The sequence below is a fragment of the Paraoerskovia marina genome, assembly GCF_900105445.1.
Taxonomy (GTDB): domain Bacteria; phylum Actinomycetota; class Actinomycetes; order Actinomycetales; family Cellulomonadaceae; genus Paraoerskovia; species Paraoerskovia marina.
The window spans coordinates 2236034-2259215 of record NZ_LT629776.1 but is presented as its reverse complement, the minus strand read 5'-3'; the positions used below and the strand labels follow the sequence as shown (position 1 = coordinate 2259215).

Sequence of the window (23182 nt, the reverse complement as noted above, 5' to 3'; positions counted from 1 at the left end):
CGCCGATGACGCCTGTCACACGCTCGTAACACGACGACCTATCGGCGGAAACCCGCGTCTTCGAAGGTTGACCCAGATCGGCCGCCCGGGCCGACGAGGGGAGACTGACCATGGTGGAGCTGGACACCGGAGCGACCGCGTGGATGCTGATGTCGGCATCCCTCGTGCTCCTGATGACGCCGGGACTGGCGTTCTTTTACGGCGGGATGGTACGGACCAAGTCCGTCCTGAACATGATGATGATGTCGTTCGGGTCGATCGCGGTCGTCGCCGTGGTCTACGTGCTCTGGGGGTGGTCGATGTCCTACGGGGCGGACGTCGGCGGCATCTTCGGAAACCCGTTCGACCAGTTCGGGCTGCAGGGCGCGATCTACGACGAGTCGGGTGAGTTCCTCATCGACGGGTTCGGTGTGCCGAACATCGTCGGTGTCGGGTTCCAGGCGACGTTCGCCATCATCACCGTCGCGCTGATCTCCGGTGCGCTGGCCGACCGCGTCAAGTTCGGTACCTGGATGATCTTCACGGCCATCTGGGTCACCGTCTGCTACTTCCCGCTCGCCCACATGGTGTGGGGCGGCGGCTTCCTCTCCGGCTCGGCCGACGGCCTGGCGGCGATGGTCTTCGGCACCACCGGCACGGGGGCCGACGAGGTCGCGAGCGTCGCTCCGATCGACTTCGCCGGTGGCACCGTGGTGCACATCAACGCCGGTATCGCGGCGCTCGTGCTCGCCATCATCATCGGCAAGCGCAAGGGCTTCGGCAAGGAGCCGATGCGTCCGCACAACCTCACGCTCGTCATGCTGGGTGCTGCGCTCCTGTGGTTCGGCTGGTTCGGCTTCAACGGCGGCTCAGCCTTCACGGCAGACGGCTTCGCCGGCCTCGCCTGGGTCAACACCACCACGGCGACCGCGGCCGCCGTGATCGGATGGCTCGTGACCGAGAAGCTGCGCGACGGCTCGGCCACCTCCCTCGGTGCCGCGTCCGGCGTCGTCGCAGGCCTTGTCGCCATCACGCCGGCCGCCGGCTCCGTCAGCCCGGTCGGTTCGCTCGCCGTCGGCGCCGTCGCCGGAGTCCTGTCCGCCCTGGCGGTCGGCCTGAAGTTCAAGTTCGGCTACGACGACTCGCTCGACGTGGTCGGCGTGCACCTGGTCTCCGGACTCTGGGGCACCGTGGCGATCGGCTTCCTCGCGACCGAGACCGGTCTCTTCTACGGTGGGGGCGTCGAGCAGCTCGTCGTCCAGATCCTCATCGCACTCGTCGCCGTGGCCTTCGCCGGGATCGTGACGTTCGTGATCGGGCTGATCCTGAAGTCGACCATCGGCTGGCGCATCAGCGAGGAGGACGAGGTCGGCGGTATCGACCTCGCCGTCCACGGGGAGTCCGCGTACGAGATCGCCGCACAGGGCGGCACCATCAAGGAGGTTCGAGCATGAAGCTCGTCACAGGAATCATCCAGCCGCACCGTCTCGACGACGTGAAGACGTCGCTGGAGGCAGCAGGGATCCGCGGCATGACGGTCTCGGAGGCCAGCGGGTACGGCCGGCAGAAGGGGCACACCGAGGTGTACCGCGGCGCCGAGTACACGGTGGACCTGGTCCCCAAGGTCCGGATCGAGGTGCTCGTCGACGACGAGACCGCCCCGACGGTGACCGACGTCGTCGTCCAGGCCGCGCAGACCGGCCGGATCGGTGACGGCAAGGTCTGGACGGTCCCCGTCGAGGACGTCGTCCGGGTCCGCACCGGCGAGCACGGCGCAGGCGCACTGTGACGGCTCATGTCCGACGCTGACACGGAGGCCCCGGACCCCACAGGGGTGCGGGGCCTCCGCGCTGAGATCACCACCCTCGCCCGGTCGTTGACCGGGCCCGGCCGCAGCGGTGTCGCACGGCGAGAGGCGCTCGGCGAGCTCGTCGTCGAGCGCCTCGCCGCACTGTGGTCGCACGCGCTGCAGGGGGAGGAGAGTCACGGGATGGCGCTCGCCGCGGTCGGGAGTCTCGGCCGCGGGGAGTTCGGACCGGCCAGCGACCTGGACCTCGTCCTCGTCTACGACGGGCGAGTCCGCTCCGCCGCCGAGGTCGGCGTGGTGGCCGACCGGATCTGGTACCCGCTCTGGGACTCGGGCGTCGACGTCGACCACGCCGTTCGATCGCTGAGCCAGTGCCGGCAGGTCGCGTCCACGGACGTGCCGGCGGCGGTGGGTTGGCTCGACGTCCGGGCGATCGCCGGCGACGCCGTCGTCGTGCACCGTGCCGCGAGCGCCGTCCTCGCCGACTGGCGGGACGCCTCGCGTCGGCGCCTTCCGGACCTCCTGACGTCGGTCCGCGAACGCGCCGAGAAGTTCGGTGAGCTCGCCTACCTGATCGAGCCGGACCTCAAGGAGGCCCGGGGAGGGATCCGCGACGCCGTCGTGCTCTCGGCCCTGGCCGCGACGTGGCTCACCGACCGGCCCCACGGTGCCGTCGACCGGGCGCACGCGCACCTGCTCGACGTCCGCGACGCGCTGCAGGTCGTCACGGGTCGACACTCGCACCGTCTGAGTCTCGGCGACCTGGACGACGTCGCGGCGCTCGCGGGCTACGACGACCCGGACGACCTGCTCGGCAGCCTGGCCGCCTCGGGCCGGGAGGTCTCGTACGCCCTCGACGGGACCATCCGCCGAGCGCGCCGCGCGTTGCAGCGACCACCCGCCCGGCGCCCGCTGCTCGTCCGCGGACGACGTGCTGCGCCGCGGCTCCGGTCTGCGGGTCCCGGCCTGGTCGAGCACGACGGCGAGCTCGTCCTTGCCGTCGGCGCGACGCCGGAGACCGACCCCATGCTGGCTCTGCGCGCCGGGGCCGTGGCCGCCCGGACCGGGCTCGCGCTCTCGCCGGTGACGGTCGCCAGCCTGTCGGCCTGCCCGTCGCTGCCGGTCCCGTGGCCGACCGCGGCCAGGACGGAGCTGCTGCACCTGCTCGGCTCGGGGCACGCCCAGGTCCCCGTGTGGGAGGCGCTGGACCTCGCGGGGGTCGTGACCAGCTGGATCCCGGAGTGGGAGGGGGTGCGCAACCGGCCCCAGCGGGCCGCCGTCCACCGCCACACGGTCGACCGGCACATGATCGAGGTGGTCGCGCTCGCCTCCTCGGGACGGCGCTCCGTGGAACGGATCGACCTGCTCCTGCTGTCGTGCCTCCTGCACGACATCGGCAAGCGCGCGGGCGTCGAGGACCACTCCGTCGCCGGCGAGCCGCTGGCCCGCGCAGCCGTCGCGCGCATGGGCTTCGGCGACAGGGCGGCGGACGACGTCGCCCGGCTCGTGCGGCACCACCTCACGCTCTCCCGGCTCGCCGTGACGGCGGACCCCGACGACCCGGCGACGGTGCGAGAGCTCGTCGACGCCGTGGACGGTCGGGCGGACCTCCTCGAGGTCCTGCGGGTGCTCACGGAGGCAGACGGCGCATCTCTCGGTCCGGGGGCGTGGACGACCTGGCGCGCGCGCCTCGTCGACCGGCTGGTGGGTGCGGCCCGGCACGCACTCGAGCCCTCCCTGCCGCCCGAGGGTCGGGATCCGGTCGCCGGACGGTAGGCTGGGACGGCTCTGCTCCACGACCCCAAAGGATCCATGCGGTGTTCTCCACCCTGTCGGACCGTCTGACGTCCACCTTCAAGAACCTGCGCACCAAGGGCCGGCTCTCTGAGGCGGACATCGATGCCACCGTGCGCGAGATCCGTCGCGCGCTCCTCGATGCCGACGTCGCCGTCCCGGTGGTGCGTGAGTTCACCGCGTCGGTGCGCGAGCGAGCGCTCTCCGCGGAGGTCTCCGGTGCGCTGAACCCTGCCCAGCAGGTCGTCAAGATCGTCAACGACGAGCTCGTCGGGATCCTCGGCGGGGAGTCCCGGTCGCTGAACCTGGCGAAGACACCGCCGACGGTGATCATGCTCGCGGGGCTCCAGGGTGCGGGAAAGACGACCCTGGCCGGGAAGCTGGCCCTCGACCTGAAGGGTCGCGGCCACACCCCGATCCTCGTGGCCGCCGACCTGCAGCGCCCCAACGCCGTCACCCAGCTGCAGGTGGTCGGTGAGCGCGCGGGCGTCCCCGTGCACGCGCCGCACCCCGGGAACCAGGGCGCCGAGACCGACGAGGTCGTCGGCGACCCGGTCGGCGTCGCCCGCGACGGTGTGGCGACGGCCCGGGCGCGCGAGCACGACGTCGTGATCGTCGACACGGCCGGCCGTCTCGGCGTCGACGAGCTGCTGATGCAGCAGGCGGCCGACATCCGCGAGGCGATCTCACCGGACGAGGTGCTGTTCGTCATCGACGCGATGATCGGCCAGGACGCCGTCACCACGGCCCAGGCCTTCCTCGAGGGTGTCGACTTCACCGGTGTCGTGCTCTCCAAGCTCGACGGCGACGCACGCGGTGGTGCCGCACTGTCGGTCGCGAAGGTCACCGGCCGCCCGATCCTGTTCGCGTCCACCGGTGAGAAGCTCACCGAGTTCGAGGCGTTCCACCCCGACCGGATGGCGTCGCGCATCCTGGACATGGGCGACGTCCTGACGCTGATCGAGCAGGCCGAGCGGACCTTCGACGCCCAAGAGGCCGAGAAGATGGCGGCCAAGGTCGCGTCGGGAGAGGACTTCACGCTCGCCGACTTCCTGGTGCAGATGCAGCAGATGAAGAAGATGGGCTCGATGAAGAAGATGCTCGGCATGCTGCCGGGCATGGGCCAGATGCGGGACGCCATCGAGAACTTTGACGAGCGCGAGGTCGACCGCATCGAGGCGATCATCAACTCGATGACCCCCGGCGAGCGCGAGAACCCGCGCGTGATCAACGGGTCGCGACGCGCACGGATCGCCAAGGGCTCGGGCGTCCGCACGAGCGACGTCAACCAGCTGCTCGAACGCTTCACCCAGGCCCAGAAGATGATGCGTCAGATGGGCAAGGGCGGCGGCATGCCGGGGATGCCGGGGATGCCGGCCATGGGTGGCAGCGGCAAGAAGGCGAAGGGCCGCATGCAGGCCCCAGCGAAGAAGCGCAAGGGGAAGTCGGGCAACCCGGCCAAGCGTGCCGCGCAGGAGCGGGGCGAGACGACCAGCAAGGCGCAGGCGCCCGGCTCGGCCTTCGGCGGCGGGCCGACGACGCCCCCCGAGGACGTCGACCTGGCTGAGCTGCAGAAGTATCTGGGCCGCTAGGCCCGTTCGACACACGACACGGAGGTCGCATTGTCTGCACTTGAGGGCCCGACGATCCACGTCTCAGGCCACGTCATCCTGGGCGCAGACCAAGAGGTCGGCGACGCATGGGTGAAGGACGGTGCGCTCAGTCTGACGCGGCCGTCCGCCCAGGGCACCAACATGACAGAGCTGTCAGGGTGGGTCGTCCCGGGGCTCGTCGACGTGCACTGCCACGTCGGCCTCGGGGCCGACGGTCCCGTCGACGAGGACGTCGCCGAGGCGCAGGCGCGGGCGGACAGGGACGCCGGAGTCCTTCTGATCCGCGACGCGGGATCGCCCGCCGACACGCGGTGGGTCCAGCAGCGCCCGGACCTGCCGCGGCTCGTCCGCGCGGGGCGCCACATCGCCCGCCCGCGGCGCTATCTGCGCAACTACGGCCTCGAGCTCGAGGACCCGTCACAGCTGGCCGACGTCGTCCGGGCCGAGGCGCGCACCGGCGACGGCTGGGTCAAGCTCGTCGGTGACTGGATCGACCGGGACATGGGCCCCGGGGCCGACCTTCGCCCGTTGTGGACCCGCGAACAGCTCGTCGGGGCAGTCGAGGCGGCCCATGCCGAGGCGGCACGCGTCACCGTCCACGCGTTCTCCGCGGAGGTCATCCCGGACCTCGTCGAGGCAGGGGTCGACTGCATCGAGCACGGCACGGGGATCGCACCGGAGATCATGTACGAGATCTCCGAGCGGGGGATCGCCGTGACTCCGACGTTGCTGCAGGTCTCGCGGTTCGAGCAGATCGCCGACCAGGCCGCCGGCAAGTACGACGTCTTCGCGCGCCGGCTCCGCGGCATGCACGAGCGACGCTACGAGCAGGTGCGGGAGATGTACGACGCGGGGATCCAGCTGCTCGTCGGCACCGACGCGGGCGGGACGATCGACCACGGTCGTCTGGCGGCGGAGTGCGCCGAGCTCGTCGAGGCAGGACTGCCCGCGCGCGACGTCGTCGCCGCCGCGAGCTGGGAGGGTCGCGCGTTCCTCGGCTACGGGTCGCTCGTCGAGGGGGCGTCGGCGGACTTCGTCGTCTACCCGGAGGACCCGCGGCTCGACGTCGGTGTCCTCAAGCACCCCGCGGCGATCGTCCTGCGCGGAGAGATCGTCGGCGGTTCGCTCGCGACCGCTCGATAGGCGTCGTCGACGTCACGGGCTGCGTGTGGACCGGCCGGTGATCCGTCTGGCACAATGGGCAGGTACTCGGCGTGCCCGGCCCCTCTCACCGCGCGACGCCGTGTCCCGACACGGTCAGCCTCCTCGCCCCACGAGGACGCGGATCAGTCACCACCACGTGAAACAGGAGAGACCACCTAGTGGCCACCAAGATTCGTCTCAAGCGCCTCGGTAAGATCCGTGCGCCCTACTACCGTGTCGTCGTCGCCGACTCGCGCACCAAGCGCGACGGTCGTGTGATCGAGGAGATCGGCAAGTACCACCCCACCGAGGAGCCCTCGTTCATCGAGATCAACTCCGAGCGTGCGCAGTACTGGCTCGGCGTCGGCGCTCAGCCGACCGAGCAGGTCGCTGCACTGCTCAAGATCACCGGTGACTGGCAGAAGCACAAGGGTCTGCCGGGCGCCGAGGGCACCCTGCGCACCAAGGGCGACGCCGGCGACACCGCTGCTGCGGTCGAGGCCGTCCACGCCGAGGCCGAGAAGGCCAAGGCCAAGGCTGCCGAGAAGAAGTCGGCGGAGGCCGCCAAGGCTGCCGCTGAGACGGCAGACGAGCAGGCCTGATGCTTGCCGACGCGCTCGAGCACCTCGTCCGGGGGATCGTCGATCACCCGGACGACGTCCAGGTCTCGAACCGGACGCTGCGACGCGGTGACCTCCTCGAGGTCCGGGTCCACCCGGAAGATCTCGGCCGGGTCATCGGCCGAGGCGGCCGGACAGCACGAGCGCTGCGCACCGTCGTCGGAGCGATCGCCACGGGCCCTGTGCGCGTGGACGTCGTCGACGTCGATCGTCGCTGAGTAGTGATGACGAGGCCCGGTCCCCCAGGGGGCCGGGCCTCGTCGTCGTTGACGCGCCGCGAGCCTGACGCCGCGGCCAGGAGGAGGACCGATGGAGCTCACCGTTGCAAAGATCGGCCGCGCGCACGGGTTGCGCGGCGAGGTGGGGCTCGAGGTGCGTACCGACACGCCCGAGGCGAGGTTCGCCGTCGGGCAGGCCCTCCGGACGCGTCCGGCTGACGTCGGCCCGCTGACGGTCGCCCGGCACCGGTCGCTCGACGGCCGTTGGTTCGTCACGTTCGCCGAGGCGCAGGACCGCAACGCCGCCGAGGCGCTGCGCGGGACGGAGCTCGTCGTCGACGTCGAGGCGTCGGACGAGCCCGACGCCTGGTACCCGCACGAGCTGACCGGGCTGCGCGTCGAGCTCGTCGACGGCACGCACGTGGGAGAGGTCGCCGGCCTCGAGCCCGGCGCGGCGCACGACCTGCTCGTGGTCCGCGAGCTCGGCGGCGAGCGGACCCTCGTGCCGTTCGTGACGGTCTTCGTCCCCGTCGTCGACGTGGACGGAGGCCGCGTCGTCCTCGACCCGCCCGGCGGACTCCTGGCGCGAGACGCCGCGAACCTGGAGATCTCCGACGAGACGAGCGGCTCCTGATGCGGATCGACGTCGTCACGATCTTCCCCGACTACCTCCGGGCGCTCGACCTCTCCCTGGTCGGCAAGGCGAGGACCTCGGGGCTCCTGGACCTGCGGGTCCACGACCTGCGGGACTGGACGACGGACCGGCACCGGACCGTCGACGACTCCCCGCTCGGCGGGGGCGCCGGGATGGTCATGCGGCCGGACGTCTGGGGCCAGGCCCTCGACGCCTGTGCGCAACCCGGGGCGCACCTGGTGGTCCCGACCCCCTCGGGACGCACCTTCACGCAGCGGACCGCCGAGGCTCTCAGCGGCGAGGAGCAGCTCGTCTTCGCGTGCGGCCGGTACGAGGGGATCGACGCACGGGTCGCGGAACGCCATCGCGCGGCCGGCGGTCGTGTGAGCGAGCTGTCGATCGGCGACTACGTGCTCAACGGGGGAGAGGTCGCCACGATGGTGATGGTCGAGGCCGTCGCGCGCCTCCTGCCCGGTGTGATCGGGAACCCGGAGTCGCTCGTCGAGGAGTCGCACGGTGCGGCAGGTCTGCTCGAGTACCCGGTCTACACCCGTCCGCCGTCCTGGGACGGCTACGACGCCCCGGAGGTGCTTCTCTCCGGCCACCATGCACGTATCGCCCGGTGGCGGAGGGACGAGGCGCTCCGCAGGACCGCCGCGCGCCGGCCGGACATGATCAAGGATCTCGACGCCGCGGCGCTCGACAAGCACGACCGTGCCGTCCTGGAGGAGCTCGGATGGGCGGTCGAGGCCGGACGCCTGGTGCCGACACCGCCGGCTCCTGTGGCATAATCGTCCTTTGGTGTGCGTCGGTCCACGTCTTCTGCCACGGGGGACGGCGTGCAGAGACTTCTCTGCTGACCTGAGGACCGGGCCTGTGCCCGGTCGCGACGTCGCCACCTTTCGTACCGACACCGGCTCTCGTCGAGAGCCTCGAGACGCGTCCGACCTGTGGCGGGCGGGGAGAAGAACATGCACACCCTTGATTCGGTCGACGCAGCGAGCCTGCGCGACGACATCCCGGAGTTCCGCGCCGGCGACACGCTGAAGGTCAACGTCAAGGTCGTCGAGGGCAACCGCTCGCGCGTCCAGGCGTTCCAGGGCGCGGTCATCTCTCGCTCGGGCCACGGCGTCCGCGAGACGTTCACCGTCCGCAAGGTCAGCTTCGGCGTCGGCGTCGAGCGCACGTTCCCCGTGCACTCCCCGACGATCGACACGGTCGAGGTCGTCACCCGCGGTGACGTCCGTCGCGCCAAGCTGTACTACCTGCGCTCGCTGCGCGGCAAGAAGGCCAAGATCAAGGAGAAGCGCACCAACTCCTGATCTCTCGCTTCGGGCGGTCACCCTTCGGGGTGGCCGCCCGTTCGCGTACCCGGGGCGCGGACGTTTCTCCGGTCGCGTCCGGCGTGGGAGAGTGTGCTCGTGACCCGTGACGACATCGACGACAACGGCCTCGCCACCGAATCGGGGCGGCATCACGAGGACGGGGCCCGGGGCGGAGGCGCCCTGCTGCGGGAGATCGCGATCATCCTCGTCAGCGCGCTCGTGCTCTCCTGGCTCATCAAGACCTTCCTCATCCAGGCGTTCTTCATCCCCAGCGAGTCGATGGAGGACACGCTGCAGGTCGACGACCGCGTCATGGTCTCCCGCCTCGTCCCCGGCGTCTTCGACGTCCACCGCGGGGACATCGTCGTGTTCACCGACCCCGGCGGGTGGCTGCCGGCGCAACGCTCGGACCCGCAGACCCCGATCGGCAGCGTCCTGACCTGGATCGGGCTGCGGCCCCAGGACACGGGAGACCATCTGATCAAGCGGACGATCGGGGTCGCCGGCGACCATGTCGAGTGCTGTGACGCCGAGGGTCGCGTCAGCGTCAACGGCGAGCCCCTCGACGAGCCGTACCTGAAGCCGGGGTCGATCCCCAGCGAGGTCGAGTTCGACGTCACGGTGCCCGCGGACTCGCTGTTCGTCATGGGCGACAACCGACAGCACTCGGGCGACTCCCGCTATCACCTCGGCGACCCTGGAGGCGGATTCGTGCCGCTCGACGACGTGACCGGGTCCGCTTTCATCCGTGTCTGGCCGTTCGACCGGTTCGCGGTGCTCCACAATCCCGGTGACGTCTTCGCCGACGTCCCCGAGCCGTGACCACCGGTCCTCCCGATCTTCGGCACGAGCGCGCGCTGCTCGGCGCCGGCGCGCGCGTCGTCGCCGGCATGGACGAGGTCGGGCGTGGCGCCCTCGCGGGGCCCGTCAGCGTGGGTGTGGCGGTCGTCGACGCGTCCACCGGTCCTTGCCCGACGGGGCTGACGGACTCGAAGCTCCTGACGCCGCGGGCGCGGGCGCGACTGGTCGAGCCGACACGCGCCTGGGCCGTGGGCTGGGCGGTCGGCCACGCGGGACCCGCCGAGATCGACGCGCACGGGATCGTCACGGCTCTGCGCATCGCCGGGCTGAGGGCGCTGGCCCAGGTTCGTCGACAGGTCGGCCCGGTCGACGTCGTCCTGCTCGACGGTTCGCACGACTGGCTCTCCCGTCCCGCGGGGTTCGACCTCTTCGCGTCCGCCGAGCTGGACATCGACGACGGGCCCCCGGATCCCGCCGTACGCACGCTCGTCAAGGCAGACATGACCTGCTCGTCCGTGGCTGCCGCCAGCGTGCTGGCCAAGACGGAACGTGACGCCCTGGTCGCCGGGCTCGCCCGCCAGTACCCCGCCTACCGGTGGGACAGCAACAAGGGATACGCATCGGCCGCGCACGTCGACGCGATCCGTCGGCTCGGCACGACGCCGCAGCACCGCCGGAGCTGGAGGATTCCAGGAGCCGAGACGTTGCCCACGCCTGTCGAGGCGGCACAGTCGACCCTTGATGGTTCATGATGGACGAGTGAGCGCAGAAGACCTCGAGAACTATGAGACCGACATGGAGCTCGCGCTCTACCGCGAGTACCGAGACGTGGTCTCGCTCTTCTCGTACGTCGTGGAGACCGAGCGACGGTTCTACCTCGCCAACCAGGTCGATCTCCAGGTCCGGTCGGCGGCGGGCGAGGTGTACTTCGAGCTCACGCTGGCGGACGCCTGGGTCTGGGACGTCTACCGTTCGGCACGGTTCGTCAAGTCCGTCCGGGTCGTGACGTTCAAGGACGTCAACGTCGAGGAGCTCGCCAAGGCGGATCTTCAGCTCTGACGCCCCGCACCGCGCCAGACTTGTCCACAGACACCCGCGACGGCGCGTCGTCTCCACGGCCTCGTCGGTCCGCGCCCGCTCCCTCCGTCCGACCGGCAGCATCGGTCGTGGAGGTGAGACATGCGAGCGAAGGACGCCGTGGGTCGGTACGGAGAGAGTGTCGCGGTCCGGCATCTGGAGTCGTTGGGCTGGCAGATCGTCGCAAGGAACTGGCGGACAGCGCGAGGTGAGCTGGACGTCGTCGCCCTGGACGGGGACGTGCTGGTCGCGGTGGAGGTCAAGACACGACGAGGAGTCGTGTCGGGGCATCCGGCCGAGGCGGTCACGCCCGCGAAGCTGGCGCGCATCCGTCGCCTCACGGGGGAGTGGCTATCCCTCGACCGGTCACACCCGGCATCCGTGCGCATCGACGTGGTCGCCGTCGTCGTGGCGCGAGCGGGTGCCGCGCAGATCGAGCACCTGCGAGGCGTCTGGTGAGCGGCCTCGGAACCACCCGGGCGGTCGCACTCCTCGGGATGACCGGGCACGTCGTCGAGGTCCAGGCGCACGTCGCCGCCTCGGTCCCCGGCTTCGTCCTGGTCGGGCTCCCCGACACCTCCCTGCACGAGTCCCGCGACCGCGTGCGCGCCGCGGTCGCCTCGAGCGGAGTGCCCTGGCCCCAGCGGAAGATCACCGTGAACCTCTCGCCGGCCTCGCTTCCCAAGACGGGCACGGGGTTCGACCTCGCGATCGCCGTCGCGATCCTCGCCGGTGCCGGCGTCGTCCGGGCGGAGGTCCGTGAGGTCGTGCACCTCGCCGAGGTCGGGCTGGACGGGCGGCTGCACCCGGTACGGGGTGTGCTGCCGGCGGTCGCTGCGGCGGTGCGCGCCGGACTCCCCGACGTCGTCGTCGCGTCGGCGGACGTCGAGGAGGCGAGCCTGGTTCCCGGCGCGCGCGTGCGCGGCGCCGCGACCCTTGCGGGAACGCTCCGGCTGCACGGCGTCGACGTCGAGGACGAACCGACCGACCCGTTCCGCCGGCCGGCCGTGTCCGTCCGCCACCAGCCGAGCGGGGACCTGGCGGACGTCGTCGGTCAGCCCGAGGCGCGGCGTGCGATCGAGGTCGCCGCGGCCGGTGGGCATCACCTGCTCATGGTGGGCCCGCCCGGTGCGGGCAAGACGATGCTGGCGTCGCGGCTTCCCGGAGTCCTGCCCGACCTCGACGACGAGGCTGCCGTCGAGGTCACGTCCGTGCACTCGGTGGCCGGGACGTTCGATCCCGGTCACGGCCTCCTCCGTCGCCCTCCGTTCGAGGACCCGCACCACACCGCGACGCCGGCGTCGGTGGTCGGAGGAGGTGCCGGTGTGCCGCGGCCCGGTGCTGCGTCGCGTGCCCACCGTGGCGTGCTCTTCATGGACGAGGCTCCGGAGTTCAGCCCGCGCGTGCTCCAGACGTTGCGGCAACCGCTCGAGCAGGGCGAGCTGGTGATACACCGCGCACGGGGAGCGTCGCGATTCCCGGCGAGGTTCCAGCTGGTGCTCGCCGCGAACCCGTGCCCGTGCGGGCGGCGGGTGGGCCGCGGGCTCGACTGCACGTGTCGACCGCTCGACGTCCAGCGCTACATCGGGCGGCTCTCGGGCCCGCTCCTGGACCGCGTCGACCTCCAGGTCGACGTGCTCCCGGTGCGCCGGGCGACGGCGAGCCCCGGCGAGAGCACCGCGGTCGTCCGCGCCCGTGTCCAGGAGGCACGGGCTGCCGCGCGGGCGCGACTCGCCGGGACACCCTGGCGGACGAACGTGGAGGTTCCAGGGCCGGCGCTGCGCTCCCGGTGGCCCCTCGGTTCCCGTGCGGCGGCCGTGGACCGCGCGGTCGAGCGCGGGACGCTCAGCCTTCGCGGTGCGGACCGCGCGACGCGCATCGCCTGGACGCTCGCCGATCTCGCCGGACGCGAGGCGCCCGGACGCGACGAGATCGGCGAGGCCCTGGCGCTCCGGACGAGGGGGAGCGGTGCGTAGTCCTCGCGACGTCGACGACCCCCGGCTTGCCGCCGCCGCGTGGTCACGACTGGCGGAACCCGGGGACCTCGTCGCCACGGCCCTCGTCGCGTCGATGGGGGCGGTGGCGGCGCTGCGGTGGGTGGACGACCTCGTCGGAGGTCGCGCCGACCTTCCGAACACCTCGTCGACCTCGGGGCCGGAGTCCGCGATCCTGCCTGCGCGGGCACGACTGCAGAGGGCGGTCGCTCGGTGGGCTCCGCGTCTGGAGTGCGCGGATCCCCTCCGGGAGGTGCATGTCCTCGAACGGCTGGGAGGACGTCTGCTCGTGCCCGGGGACGAGATGTGGCCGGAGTCGATCGACGATCTCGGTCGGACGGCACCCTTCGCGCTCTGGGTCCGGGGCGCGCACGACCTACGATCTCTCCTGCAGGGGTCGGTCGCACTTGTCGGAGCACGAGCCTGCACCGAGTACGGACGACGAGTGACCGACGAGATCGCCGGCACGCTCGCGGCCCGGCGGACGACGACGGTGTCCGGGGGTGCCTACGGCATCGACGCCGCGGCCCACCGTGCGGCGCTGGTCGCCGGCGGACCGACGGTCGCCTTCCTCGCCGGAGGCGTCGACCGGCTGTACCCCGCCGGGAACTCTGAGATCCTGCGCGAGCTGATGGAGAGCGGCGGTGCCGTCGTGAGCGAGGTCCCTCCGGGCTCTGTGCCGAACCGTGTCCGATTCCTGCATCGCAACCGGCTGATCGCCGCGGCTTCCCGGGCGACGGTCGTCGTCGAGGCGGCGTGGAGGTCGGGATCGCTGAGCACGGCGGCGCGGGCCGTCGAGCTCGGTCGACCCGTCGGTGCGGTGCCCGGGCCGGTGACGTCACCGGCCTCGACGGGATGCCATCGGCTCCTGCGTGACGGTGCGGTCTGTGTCACGGGTGGGGACGAGGTTCTCGAGCTCGTGGGATCGATCGGCGAGTCGTACGGTGCGGAGCCGCCGGGCGACCCGCGGCCCGGGGACGGGCTCGAGCCAGAGGATCGTGCGACCTGGGAGGCGCTACCTCTCCGCTCCGGAGCCACGGTCGACGGTCTGGCACGCGCCGCGGGTCTCTCGACCACGGAGACGCGCGCGGCGCTCGGGCGTCTCGAGCTCGCGGGGCTGGCCGAGCGGCACGACGGCGGGTGGCGGCGCGGACGATGAGCTGGACGTCGGTGCGCCTCCTTGGCCGACGGGGACCCGTCGCGCACGCTGTCCGGTATGACCTCATCGCCGGTGCCGACAGAGCGCGACATCCTCGCCTTCGGCGACCACCTCGCCGTCGAGCGGGGACTCTCGGACCACACGGTGCGGGCGTACCTCGGAGACGTGGAGGCCTTCGCCCTCTGGTGCCGTGACCAGGGTCATGGCGAGCCGGATCAGGTCACGCTGACCGTCGTCCGCGGCTGGCTCGGGGCGATGGCGGACGGAGGCGCGGCACGGTCCTCGCTCGCGCGTCGTGGAGCGGCGTTGCGGGCGTTCTTCGCGTGGATGCGCCGCACCGGGCGGTCCGACGTGGACCCGGCGGTTCGACTGGCGACGCCACGCGTGCCGAAGGCGCTGCCGACCGTCCTCGGGGTGGACCCTGCCGCGCACCTCATGGAGAACGTCAAGGCGTCGGCGGAGTCGGGCGAACCGGCCGACGTCCGGGCCTGGGCAGCGGTCGAGCTCCTCTACGCCACCGGTGCGCGTGTCGGCGAGCTGGTGGGGGTCGACGTCGACGACGTCGACCTCGACGAGAGGACCCTCCGCGTGATGGGCAAGGGGGCGAAGGAACGGGTCGTGCCGTTCGGTGTCCCGGCGGCGCGTGCGGTCCGGGCATGGTTGGGTGTCCGGCCCACGCTGGTACGGCCGGACTCCGGAGCAGCCCTGCTGCTGGGCGACCGAGGGGGCCGGTGGTCGCAGCGTCGGCTCCGCGAGTGCGTGCATGCGTGCGCAGCCCGGGCCGGCGTGGACGACATCGGTCCGCACGACCTGCGGCACAGTGCCGCGACACACCTCCTCGAGGGCGGGTCCGACCTGCGCAGCGTCCAGGAGGTGCTCGGCCACTCCAGCCTCGCGACGACGGAGCGGTACACGCACGTGAGTGCCGACCGGCTCAGGGCTTCGTTCGAGCAGGCGTTCCCTCGGGCCTAGTCGACAGCAGGACGATCGGTCCTCCGTCAAGGAGGAGGAGCGGGTCGACGTAGACCTCGTCCTCCCTGACGCCCCAGTGCAGGCAGGACGAGCAGTGCATACCTGTCGTCCCCGTGACTCCGACGACCTGCCCGCGGGCCACGGATTCGCCCCGCACCAGGTCGGACTCGACCGGTTCCAGGGTGCTGCGCCGGCCGTCGTCGTGCTCCAGGACGAGGACCGGCCGGCCGCCGACGGCACCCGCGAACGTCACTCGCCCGGCAGCCGGCGCGGCGACCGGCATCCCCGGCGGTGCGACGACGTCGACACCGCGGTGGCCAGGGAGCCAGTCCTGGAGCGGCGGGTCGAAGCCTCGCACCACGTCGGCCACCGCGGTGCACGACGGAGGCGCGCACCACTCGCCGGGCGCCGGCCACGGTGCGGCCGCCGGTGGGCCTGAGGCGGCCGGGCGCGAGAGCCCGGCCACGACGACAGCAGTCGCGAGCACAGCACCCACGACGACGTGCACCGTTCGACGTCTCATCCTCGTATCGTGGTCCGGCCGGGCGCCCGCCGGGTCGCGTAGACCCGGAACTGTGGACGCTGCGCGTCGCTGTGACCCTGTGGACATGGCTGGCGGCTGAGAACACACGTCGCGTCCGGTAGACTCTTCGATGCGACCGGTGCGTCTGACCGGTCGACATCGCGTGTCGTCCGCTCCCACGAGGGAGGGCGAGCCCGACATCGGTCCGAGGTCTCCTCGGCGTCGGCGAGCCACGACACCAGGAGGACGGGCCGCCGGCCCGTGCTGACAACCGCAACAGCGGTCGCGCCGTGCGCGACCGCGCAGATTTGGTGCGCGGCCCCCGGCCGCGCGTGAAAGGACGTGCCATGGCCGTCGTGACCATGCGCCAGCTCCTCGAGAGCGGTGTCCACTTCGGACACCAGACCCGCCGTTGGAACCCGAAGATGAAGCGCTTCATCTTCACCGAGCGCAACGGCATCTACATCGTCGACCTGCAGCAGTCGCTGTCGTACATCGACCGTGCCTACGAGTTCGTGAAGGAGACCGTCGCCCACGGCGGGACGATCCTCTTCGTCGGCACCAAGCGCCAGGCCCAGGAGCCCATCGCCGAGCAGGCCGCTCGCGTCGGGATGCCCTACGTCAACCACCGCTGGCTCGGTGGCATGCTGACCAACTTCGGCACGGTGCACAAGCGCCTGCAGCGCATGAAGGAGCTCGAGGAGATCGACTTCGACGACGTCGCCGCGTCGGGTCTGACCAAGAAGGAGCTCCTCGTCCTCCGCCGCGAGAAGGACAAGCTCGTCCGTACCCTCGGTGGTATCCGCGACATGGCGAAGGTCCCCTCCGCCGTCTGGATCGTCGACACGAACAAGGAGCACCTCGCCGTCGACGAGGCGCGCAAGCTGCGCATCCCGATCGTCGCGATCCTCGACACGAACTGCGACCCTGACGTCGTCGACTACAAGATCCCGGGCAACGACGACGCGATCCGTTCCGTCACGCTGCTGACGCGTGTGATCGCCGACGCCGTCGCCGAGGGCACCATCAAGCGCCACCAGGGTTCGAAGGGCGAGGAGTCTGCCGACGCCGAGCCGCTCGCCGAGTGGGAGCAGGAGCTGCTCACCGGCTCCGAGGAGACCGCTGCGCCGGCCGAGGCCGCCGCCGAGGCTCCCGCCGCCGACGCTGCTGCCGAGCCGTCCGCCCCGGAGGCACCGGCCGAGGCCGCCGCCGAGGAGACCCCCGCCGCGGAGGAAGCGCCTGCCGCTGACGCCGCCCCGGCCGCCGAGGCTGCAGAGCCCACCGAGAAGTGATCCGACGAGGCCCCGGAGCGCGTCGCGCGCCCGGGGCCTCGCCCGGCACGATCCGTCGACTAACGTAAGGAAGCAGACATGGCGAACTACACCGCTGCTGACATCAAGGCGCTCCGTGAGCGCACCGGCGCCGGCATGCTCGACGTCAAGAAGGCGCTCGACGAGGCTGACGGCAACGCCGAGAAGGCCCTCGAGATCATCCGCGTCAAGGGCCTGAAGGGCGTGGCCAAGCGCGAGGGCAACACGACCTCCGAGGGTCTTGTCGCCGTCCAGGTCGACGACGTCGACGGCGGCCAGGTCGCCACGATCGTCGAGATCAACTCCGAGACCGACTTCGTCGCCAAGAACGAGAAGTTCATCGAGCTCGCGAACACGGTCCTCGCGGCCGTCGCGGCAGCCGGCGCCCAGGACCTCGACGCCGCACTTGCCGCGCCGACGGCCGACGGGACCGTGGGTGACGTCATCAACGGCGCCGCCGCCACCATGGGCGAGAAGATCGTCCTGCGTCGCGTCGCGCGCGTCGAGGGTGAGAAGGTCACCGCCTACCTGCACCGCACCGCCAAGGACCTGCCGCCGTCGATCGCCGCCGTCGTGGCGACGGACGCAGCAGGCGAGGCCGTTGCCAAGGACATCGCGCAGCACATCGCCGCGATGTCGCCCGAGTTCCTCTCGCGCGACGACGTCCCGGCCGACACGGTCGCCAACGAGCGCCGTATCGCCGAGGAGACCTCGCGCAACGAGGGCAAGCCCGAGGCAGCGCTCCCGAAGATCATCGAAGGCCGCCTCAACGGGTACTTCAAGCAGTCGGTGCTCCTCGAGCAGCCGCTGGCGAAGGACCCGAAGCAGACGGTGAAGCAGACGCTCGAGGGCGCCGGGGGTTCGCTCACCTCGTTCGTCCGTTTCCGCGTCGGCAACTGACCACGCCACGTCGGCCCGGCTAATTTCGATTGGCCGGGCCGACGTGCACCCACGGACCTCGCACCTGCGAGGATCCGACACGTTTTGCTGAACGGACGAAGGACGGTGGATGCGGTGACCGACTCAAGGACGCAGGCACGACGGGTCTTGCTCAAGCTGTCGGGCGAGACCTTCGGAGGAGGCGCCGTCGGGCTTGACGCCGACGTCGTCCAGCGCGTCGCACGGGAGATCTCCGTCGCTGTCGCCGACGGGATCCAGGTCGCCATCGTCGTCGGCGGCGGGAACTTCTTCCGCGGGGCCGACCTCTCCAAGGCGGGGATGGACCGGGCACGCGCCGACTACATGGGCATGCTCGGAACGGTCATGAACTGCCTCGCGCTCCAGGACTTTCTGGAGCAGGCCGGCACGACCACACGCGTCCAGACCGCGATCACCATGGGGCAGGTCGCCGAGCCCTACATCCCGCTGCGCGCGATCCGGCACCTGGAGAAGGGCCGTGTCGTCATCTTCGGCGCGGGCGCGGGGATGCCCTACTTCTCGACGGACACCGTCTCGGCGCAGCGCGCGCTCGAGGTGCGGTGTGACGAGGTCCTGATGGGAAAGAACGGCGTCGACGGTGTCTACACCTCGGACCCCCGGACGGACCCTGCTGCCGAGAAGCTGGACCACCTGACGTACACGCGTGCGCTCGTCGACGACCTCGGCGTGATGGACGCGACCGCGATGAGCCTGTGCCGGGACAACGACGTGCGCATGCGCGTGTTCGGTATGGGCGAGCCCGGCAACGTCACGCGGGCGCTGCAGGGTGAGAACATTGGGACACTGGTAACGGCTGCCTGACGGCATCCACCCCCGTCCGTGCGCCGCGCGGGCGACGACGAGCTGTACCGCTGAAGGAGCGCACGTGATCGACGAGACCCTCCTCGAGGCCGAGGAAAAGATGGACAAGGCTGTCGAGGTCGCGAAGGAAGACTTCGCCGGCATTCGCAGTGGACGCGCGAGCTCGGGCATGTTCGCGAAGATCACCGTGGACTACTACGGGGCTCCGACGCCGCTGCAGCAGCTCGCGTCGTTCCAGATCCCCGAGGCCCGGACCGTCGTCATCGCACCGTTCGACAAGTCGGCGATGACCGCCATCGAGAAGGCTCTGCGCGACTCCGACCTCGGGGTGAACCCGTCGAACGACGGCAACGTCATCCGCATCGCCCTGCCCGCCCTGACCGAGGAGCGGCGCCGTGACTTCGTGAAGCTGGCGAAGACGAAGGCCGAGGACGCCAAGGTCTCGATCCGTTCCGTCCGTCGCAAGGCCAAGGATCAGCTGGACCGCCTCGTCAAGGACGGCGACGCCGGCGAGGACGAGGGTTCGCGCGCCGAGAAGGAGCTCGAGGCGCTCACCAAGCGTCACGTCGACGAGGTCGACGTGATTCTTGCCGCCAAGGAGAGCGAACTGCTCGAGGTCTGATGACTGCCGAGCCGCTCTCCACCCCGGCGGGCCGCCAACCACGCGCGGGCCGCAACCTGCCCGTCGCGATCGCGGTCGGGGTCGGTCTCCTCCTGGTCGTCGCGGTCAGCCTCGGGTACCGGCCCGAGCTGTTCGTCGGGCTCGCCGTCGTCGCGGTCGGCGGCGCCCTCTGGGAGCTGGGCCGGGCGTTCACGCGCCGCGGCATCCATCTGCCGATGGTGCCGCTGATCGTCGGATCGACCGGGATCATCGTCTCGACGTACACGTCGGGGTCCGAGGCGCTGATGGTCTCGTACCTGCTGACGGTCGCGGGCTCCGTCGTCTGGCGGCTCATCGACGGGCCCGGACCGGGTGCGCTGCGCGACGTCGCTGCCGCCGCGTTCGCGGCGACCTACCTGCCTTTCATGGCCGGCTTCGTCATGCTGATGCTCTCGGAGCCCCAGGGGCGGCTCCAGGTCCTGGTCTTCATCCTGCTGGCCGTGTCGAACGACGTGGGCGGGTACATCGCCGGGGTCCTCTACGGGCGCCATCCGCTCGCCCCGACGGTGAGTCCGAAGAAGTCGTGGGAGGGCCTCGGCGGCTCGTTCGTCCTCGCGATCCTCGTCGGAGTGAGTGCGGCCGTGTGGGGCTTCGGCATCAGCCCGTGGATCGGCGTCGCGCTCGGTCTGGTGACCCCGCTGACCGCGACGGTCGGCGACCTCGCCGAGTCGTTGATCAAGCGCGATCTAGAATTGAAGGACATGGGTTCGTTGCTGCCGGGGCACGGAGGTCTCCTGGACCGGCTCGACTCCATGATGATCACGGCTCCGTTCGTGTACCTGATGTTGTCCGTAGCGCTCTGAGGAACCGCCTCGTCCGCTCACCGCACCCGACCCTGGGAGCCTTGTATGGCCGGCCACTCGACCACTCCGACACAGCGCGAGCCCGTCGCGCTCGAGCGGCCCACCGTTCGGCCGTCCGACGAGACGGCACCGCTGCCGCTGTCCTTCACCGCGAAGCGTCGCGGGAAGCCGCCGCGCCACTTCGCGGACCTGACCCCGGACGAGGTCCGCGAGGTCGTCACGAGCCTGGGCGAGAAGCCGTTCCGTGCCAAGCAGCTCGCGACCCACTACTACGCGCACCTGACGCGCGACCCCGAGTCGATGACGGACCTGCCGAAGGCGTCGCGCGACACGTTGACGGAACACCTGTTCCCGGAACTGCTGACCGCCAAGCGCACCATGCAGGCCGACGGCGGCACGACGGTCAAGACGCTGTGGCACCTGTTCGACGACGTCAAGGTCGAGTCGGTCCTCATGCGCTACACGAGTCGGTCGACGCTGTGCGTCTCGAGCCAGGCGGGTTGCGGGATGGCCTGCCCGTTCTGCGCCACCGGTCAGCTCGGCCTGACCCGCAACCTCTCGGTCGCCGAGATCGTCGAGCAGGTCCGCTCGGCGGCCCGGTCGCTCGCCGACGGCGAGATCCCCGGCGGACCGACGCGGCTCAACAACCTCGTCTTCATGGGCATGGGTGAGCCGTTGGCCAACTACCGTGCGGTCATCGGGACCGTGCGGCGCCTCGTGGCCCCGACGCCCGAGGGGTTCGGCATGTCGGCCCGCAACATCACGGTGTCGACGGTCGGGCTCGTGCCGGCGATGCGCAAGCTGGCCGACGAGGGCATTCCCGTCACGCTCGCGCTGTCCCTGCACGCGCCGGATGACGAACTTCGCAGCGAGCTCGTGCCGATCAACACGCGCTGGTCGGTCGACGAGGCCATCGACGCCGCGTATCACTACTACGAGGTCACGGGCCGTCGGGTCAGCATCGAGTACGCGCTGATCAAGGACATGAACGACCACGCGTGGCGGGCCGACCTGCTCGGGGAGAAGCTCAACAAGCGGGGTCGGGGCTGGGTGCACGTGAACCCCATTCCGCTGAACCCGACACCGGGGTCCATCTGGACCGCGAGCGACCGTGACGTCGAGGACGAGTTCGTGGCACGATTGCGCGCGCACGGTATCCCGACGACGATCCGTGACACCCGCGGCAGCGACATCGACGGTGCCTGTGGGCAGCTTGCAGCCGAGGAGGACGAGTGAGTTCGCTGTTCAGCACTGTGCCACGTACCAAGAAGGGGTACGAGAGGGACGAGGTCGACGACTTCTTCGACGAGGCCCGCGCGTTGTACGAGGGTCGGGAGAACCGGACGCTGACGTCCGGGGAGATCCAGACCGCGACCTTCGAGCTGGTGCGGGGCGGGTACTCGACGCACGAGGTCGACGCGGCCTTGGACCGGCTCGAGTCGGCCTTCATCGCACGGCAACGGGCCGCCTACGTCTCCGTCCACGGCCAGCAGGCCTGGATGGACGCGCTCGCGGGGCGGGCGCGGACGCTCTACGACCGTCTCGGCCGCCCGGACGGCAAGAGGTTCATCCCTGCGGACCGCGGGGAGCCCGCCTACGACATGGACGACGTCGACGACCTGTGCGACCGGCTCGTCGACTACTTCGACCGCCAGGTGCCGTTGACGGCCGCCGAGGTGCGCGACACGGTGTTCCGCCGTCGCAAGGGCCCGAAGGGCTATGCGGAGGGTCCGGTCGACGCCTTCTGCTCACGGGCCGTCGAGGTCCTGCTCGGCGTCGAGTGACGTGACCGACAACGTACTCGTCCCCGACTCCGGTGCGACCCGCACCGTCACGCTGCTCGGATCGACGGGGTCGATCGGCACGCAGGCGATCGACGTCGTCGACGCGCACCCGGACAGGTTCCGGGTGGAGGCGATCTCCGCCGGCGGTTCCGACGTCGAGACCCTGGCCGCGCAGGCGGCGCACCTCCGTGTCGAGCGTGTCGCGGTCGCCGACGCGACGCGGGCGGACGCGCTCCGGCAGGCACTGGCCGACCGTGGTGTCCCGGACGTCGAGGTCCTCGCCGGGCCCGACGCAGCGACTGTCGTGGCAGGGTCGGGGAGCGACGTGGTGCTCAACGGCATCACGGGCTCCGTCGGCCTGCGTCCCACCCTCGCCGCGCTCACGGCCGGGTCGACCCTCGCGCTCGCGAACAAGGAGTCCCTGGTGGTCGGTGGAGCGCTCGTGCACGCCGCGCAGCGCCGGCCGGGCCAGATCGTCCCGGTCGACTCCGAGCACTCGGCGATCGCCCAGAGCCTGCGGTCGGGGACGTCCGCGGAGGTGCGCCGCATCATCCTGACGGCCTCCGGCGGCCCTTTCCGTGGTTGGACGTCCGAGGACGTCAAGAAGGTCACCCCGGAGCAGGCGCTCGCGCACCCGACCTGGTCGATGGGACCCGTGGTGACGGTCAACTCGGCCAGCCTGATGAACAAGGGGCTGGAGCTGATCGAGGCGCACCTGCTCTTCGACGTCCCGACCGACGACATCACCGTCGTGGTCCATCCGCAGTCGGTGGTGCACTCGATGGTCGAGTTCGTCGACGGGTCGACCGTCGCGCAAGCCTCTCCGCCGGACATGCGGCTGCCGATCGCGCTGGGTCTGTCCTGGCCCGAGCGGCTCGACCCCGTCGCGCCGCCGTGCGACTGGACGGCGGCGACGTCCTGGACGTTCGAGCCGCTCGACGAGGAGACTTTCCCCGCCGTCCGGCTGGCGCGCGAGGCCGCGAGTGCGTCCGCCACGCATCCTGCCGTGTACAACGCGGCCAACGAGGAGTGCGTCGACGCCTTTCTCGGGGGCCGGGCGAGTTTCGGCGACATCGTCACGACCGTCGAGCGGGTGCTGGCCGAGCACCGTGGCACCTCGGTGGCCGACGTCACGCTCGAGGCGGTCGTCGAGGCGGAGCAGCGCGCGCGTGTCGCCGCGCGGGAGATTCTCGCGCGTCGCTGACGCGCGGACGGAGGAGGACGC

The 23182-nt window shown here is 71.1% G+C and carries 26 protein-coding genes; 25 read left to right on the top strand and 1 reads right to left on the bottom strand.

Features of this window, described 5'->3' with window-relative positions; translation table 11 throughout:
- Window positions 1-110 precede the first annotated feature (110 nt).
- From BLU20_RS10220 to BLU20_RS10140, 17 genes are all read left to right on the top strand, one after another.
- Complete coding sequence (locus BLU20_RS10220; protein WP_083372445.1) at window positions 111-1433, top strand: ammonium transporter; 1323 nt, start codon at window positions 111-113, stop codon at window positions 1431-1433.
- A complete protein-coding gene (locus BLU20_RS10215) occupies window positions 1430-1768 on the top strand; it encodes a P-II family nitrogen regulator (protein WP_029252542.1) in 339 nt (112 codons plus the stop codon). The genes BLU20_RS10220 and BLU20_RS10215 overlap by 4 nt, the downstream gene beginning before the upstream one ends.
- Window positions 1769-1774: 6 nt before the next feature.
- Entirely contained in the window at window positions 1775-3562 is a 1788-nt protein-coding gene (locus BLU20_RS10210; protein ID WP_083372444.1) for a [protein-PII] uridylyltransferase family protein, read from the top strand.
- Between the two features lie 41 nt (window positions 3563-3603).
- Window positions 3604-5172: a signal recognition particle protein gene (gene ffh, locus BLU20_RS10205; protein WP_029252544.1), complete on the top strand. Its 1569-nt coding sequence runs from the start codon at window positions 3604-3606 to the stop codon at window positions 5170-5172.
- Window positions 5173-5202: 30 nt separating this feature from the next.
- On the top strand, window positions 5203-6336 hold the full coding sequence (locus BLU20_RS10200; RefSeq protein WP_029252545.1) for an amidohydrolase family protein: 1134 nt from the start codon (window positions 5203-5205) through the stop codon (window positions 6334-6336).
- 179 nt (window positions 6337-6515) lie between these two features.
- Entirely contained in the window at window positions 6516-6938 is a 423-nt protein-coding gene (rpsP, locus tag BLU20_RS10195; protein WP_029252546.1) for a 30S ribosomal protein S16, read from the top strand.
- Window positions 6938-7174 carry an RNA-binding protein gene (locus tag BLU20_RS10190; protein ID WP_029252547.1) on the top strand — a complete coding sequence of 79 codons (237 nt, stop codon included), beginning with the start codon at window positions 6938-6940 and terminating at the stop codon, window positions 7172-7174. Before rpsP ends, BLU20_RS10190 begins: the two co-directional genes overlap by 1 nt.
- A 91-nt stretch (window positions 7175-7265) precedes the next feature.
- Window positions 7266-7808, top strand: a complete 543-nt coding sequence (rimM, locus tag BLU20_RS10185; RefSeq protein ID WP_029252548.1) for a ribosome maturation factor RimM — start codon at window positions 7266-7268, stop codon at window positions 7806-7808.
- Complete coding sequence (trmD, locus tag BLU20_RS10180; protein ID WP_083372443.1) at window positions 7808-8599, top strand: tRNA (guanosine(37)-N1)-methyltransferase TrmD; 792 nt, start codon at window positions 7808-7810, stop codon at window positions 8597-8599. Before rimM ends, trmD begins: the two co-directional genes overlap by 1 nt.
- A 180-nt stretch (window positions 8600-8779) precedes the next feature.
- Entirely contained in the window at window positions 8780-9130 is a 351-nt protein-coding gene (rplS, locus tag BLU20_RS10175) for a 50S ribosomal protein L19 (protein ID WP_029252550.1), read from the top strand.
- A 99-nt stretch (window positions 9131-9229) separates the two neighbouring features.
- Window positions 9230-9955 (top strand): signal peptidase I, encoded by a 726-nt coding sequence (lepB, locus tag BLU20_RS10170; RefSeq protein WP_231959188.1) that lies wholly within the window; start codon window positions 9230-9232, stop codon window positions 9953-9955.
- Window positions 9952-10686 (top strand): ribonuclease HII, encoded by a 735-nt coding sequence (locus BLU20_RS10165; RefSeq protein ID WP_231959187.1) that lies wholly within the window; start codon window positions 9952-9954, stop codon window positions 10684-10686. Before lepB ends, BLU20_RS10165 begins: the two co-directional genes overlap by 4 nt.
- 7 nt (window positions 10687-10693) lie before the next feature.
- Window positions 10694-10993 carry a DUF2469 domain-containing protein gene (locus BLU20_RS10160; RefSeq protein WP_029252553.1) on the top strand — a complete coding sequence of 100 codons (300 nt, stop codon included), beginning with the start codon at window positions 10694-10696 and terminating at the stop codon, window positions 10991-10993.
- A gap of 120 nt (window positions 10994-11113) precedes the next feature.
- Entirely contained in the window at window positions 11114-11470 is a 357-nt protein-coding gene (locus tag BLU20_RS10155) for a YraN family protein (protein ID WP_083372442.1), read from the top strand.
- A gap of 38 nt (window positions 11471-11508) precedes the next feature.
- On the top strand, window positions 11509-12987 hold the full coding sequence (locus tag BLU20_RS10150; RefSeq protein WP_083373022.1) for a YifB family Mg chelatase-like AAA ATPase: 1479 nt from the start codon (window positions 11509-11511) through the stop codon (window positions 12985-12987).
- Window positions 12980-14164: a DNA-processing protein DprA gene (dprA, locus tag BLU20_RS10145; RefSeq protein ID WP_172829063.1), complete on the top strand. Its 1185-nt coding sequence runs from the start codon at window positions 12980-12982 to the stop codon at window positions 14162-14164. Before BLU20_RS10150 ends, dprA begins: the two co-directional genes overlap by 8 nt.
- Window positions 14165-14221: 57 nt before the next feature.
- Window positions 14222-15136: a tyrosine recombinase XerC gene (locus BLU20_RS10140; RefSeq protein ID WP_029252557.1), complete on the top strand. Its 915-nt coding sequence runs from the start codon at window positions 14222-14224 to the stop codon at window positions 15134-15136.
- On the opposite strand, the gene BLU20_RS10135 is transcribed toward BLU20_RS10140, so the two are convergent.
- Window positions 15099-15659: a M23 family metallopeptidase gene (locus BLU20_RS10135; protein ID WP_083372441.1), complete on the bottom strand. Its 561-nt coding sequence runs from the start codon at window positions 15657-15659 to the stop codon at window positions 15099-15101. The genes BLU20_RS10140 and BLU20_RS10135 overlap by 38 nt on opposite strands.
- A 347-nt stretch (window positions 15660-16006) precedes the next feature.
- On the opposite strand from BLU20_RS10135, the gene rpsB reads away from it, so the two are divergent.
- The 8 genes from rpsB (at window position 16007) to dxr (ending at window position 23161) form a co-directional block, all read left to right on the top strand.
- Entirely contained in the window at window positions 16007-16951 is a 945-nt protein-coding gene (rpsB, locus tag BLU20_RS10130) for a 30S ribosomal protein S2 (protein ID WP_029252559.1), read from the top strand.
- Between the two features lie 78 nt (window positions 16952-17029).
- Window positions 17030-17869 (top strand): translation elongation factor Ts, encoded by an 840-nt coding sequence (gene tsf / locus BLU20_RS10125; protein ID WP_083372440.1) that lies wholly within the window; start codon window positions 17030-17032, stop codon window positions 17867-17869.
- A gap of 114 nt (window positions 17870-17983) precedes the next feature.
- On the top strand, window positions 17984-18709 hold the full coding sequence (gene pyrH, locus BLU20_RS10120) for a UMP kinase (RefSeq protein ID WP_029252561.1): 726 nt from the start codon (window positions 17984-17986) through the stop codon (window positions 18707-18709).
- Window positions 18710-18773: 64 nt separating this feature from the next.
- The gene (gene frr / locus BLU20_RS10115) at window positions 18774-19331 is read left to right on the top strand and encodes a ribosome recycling factor (RefSeq protein WP_029252562.1); all 558 of its coding nucleotides are present in this window, start codon (window positions 18774-18776) and stop codon (window positions 19329-19331) included.
- Entirely contained in the window at window positions 19331-20173 is an 843-nt protein-coding gene (locus tag BLU20_RS10110) for a phosphatidate cytidylyltransferase (protein ID WP_029252563.1), read from the top strand. Before frr ends, BLU20_RS10110 begins: the two co-directional genes overlap by 1 nt.
- 45 nt (window positions 20174-20218) lie before the next feature.
- The gene (rlmN, locus tag BLU20_RS10105) at window positions 20219-21409 is read left to right on the top strand and encodes a 23S rRNA (adenine(2503)-C(2))-methyltransferase RlmN (RefSeq protein ID WP_081829618.1); all 1191 of its coding nucleotides are present in this window, start codon (window positions 20219-20221) and stop codon (window positions 21407-21409) included.
- The gene (locus BLU20_RS10100; RefSeq protein ID WP_083372439.1) at window positions 21406-21957 is read left to right on the top strand and encodes a DivIVA domain-containing protein; all 552 of its coding nucleotides are present in this window, start codon (window positions 21406-21408) and stop codon (window positions 21955-21957) included. The genes rlmN and BLU20_RS10100 overlap by 4 nt, the downstream gene beginning before the upstream one ends.
- Before the next feature lies 1 nt (window position 21958).
- On the top strand, window positions 21959-23161 hold the full coding sequence (gene dxr, locus BLU20_RS10095; protein WP_231959186.1) for a 1-deoxy-D-xylulose-5-phosphate reductoisomerase: 1203 nt from the start codon (window positions 21959-21961) through the stop codon (window positions 23159-23161).
- Window positions 23162-23182: the final 21 nt, after the last annotated feature.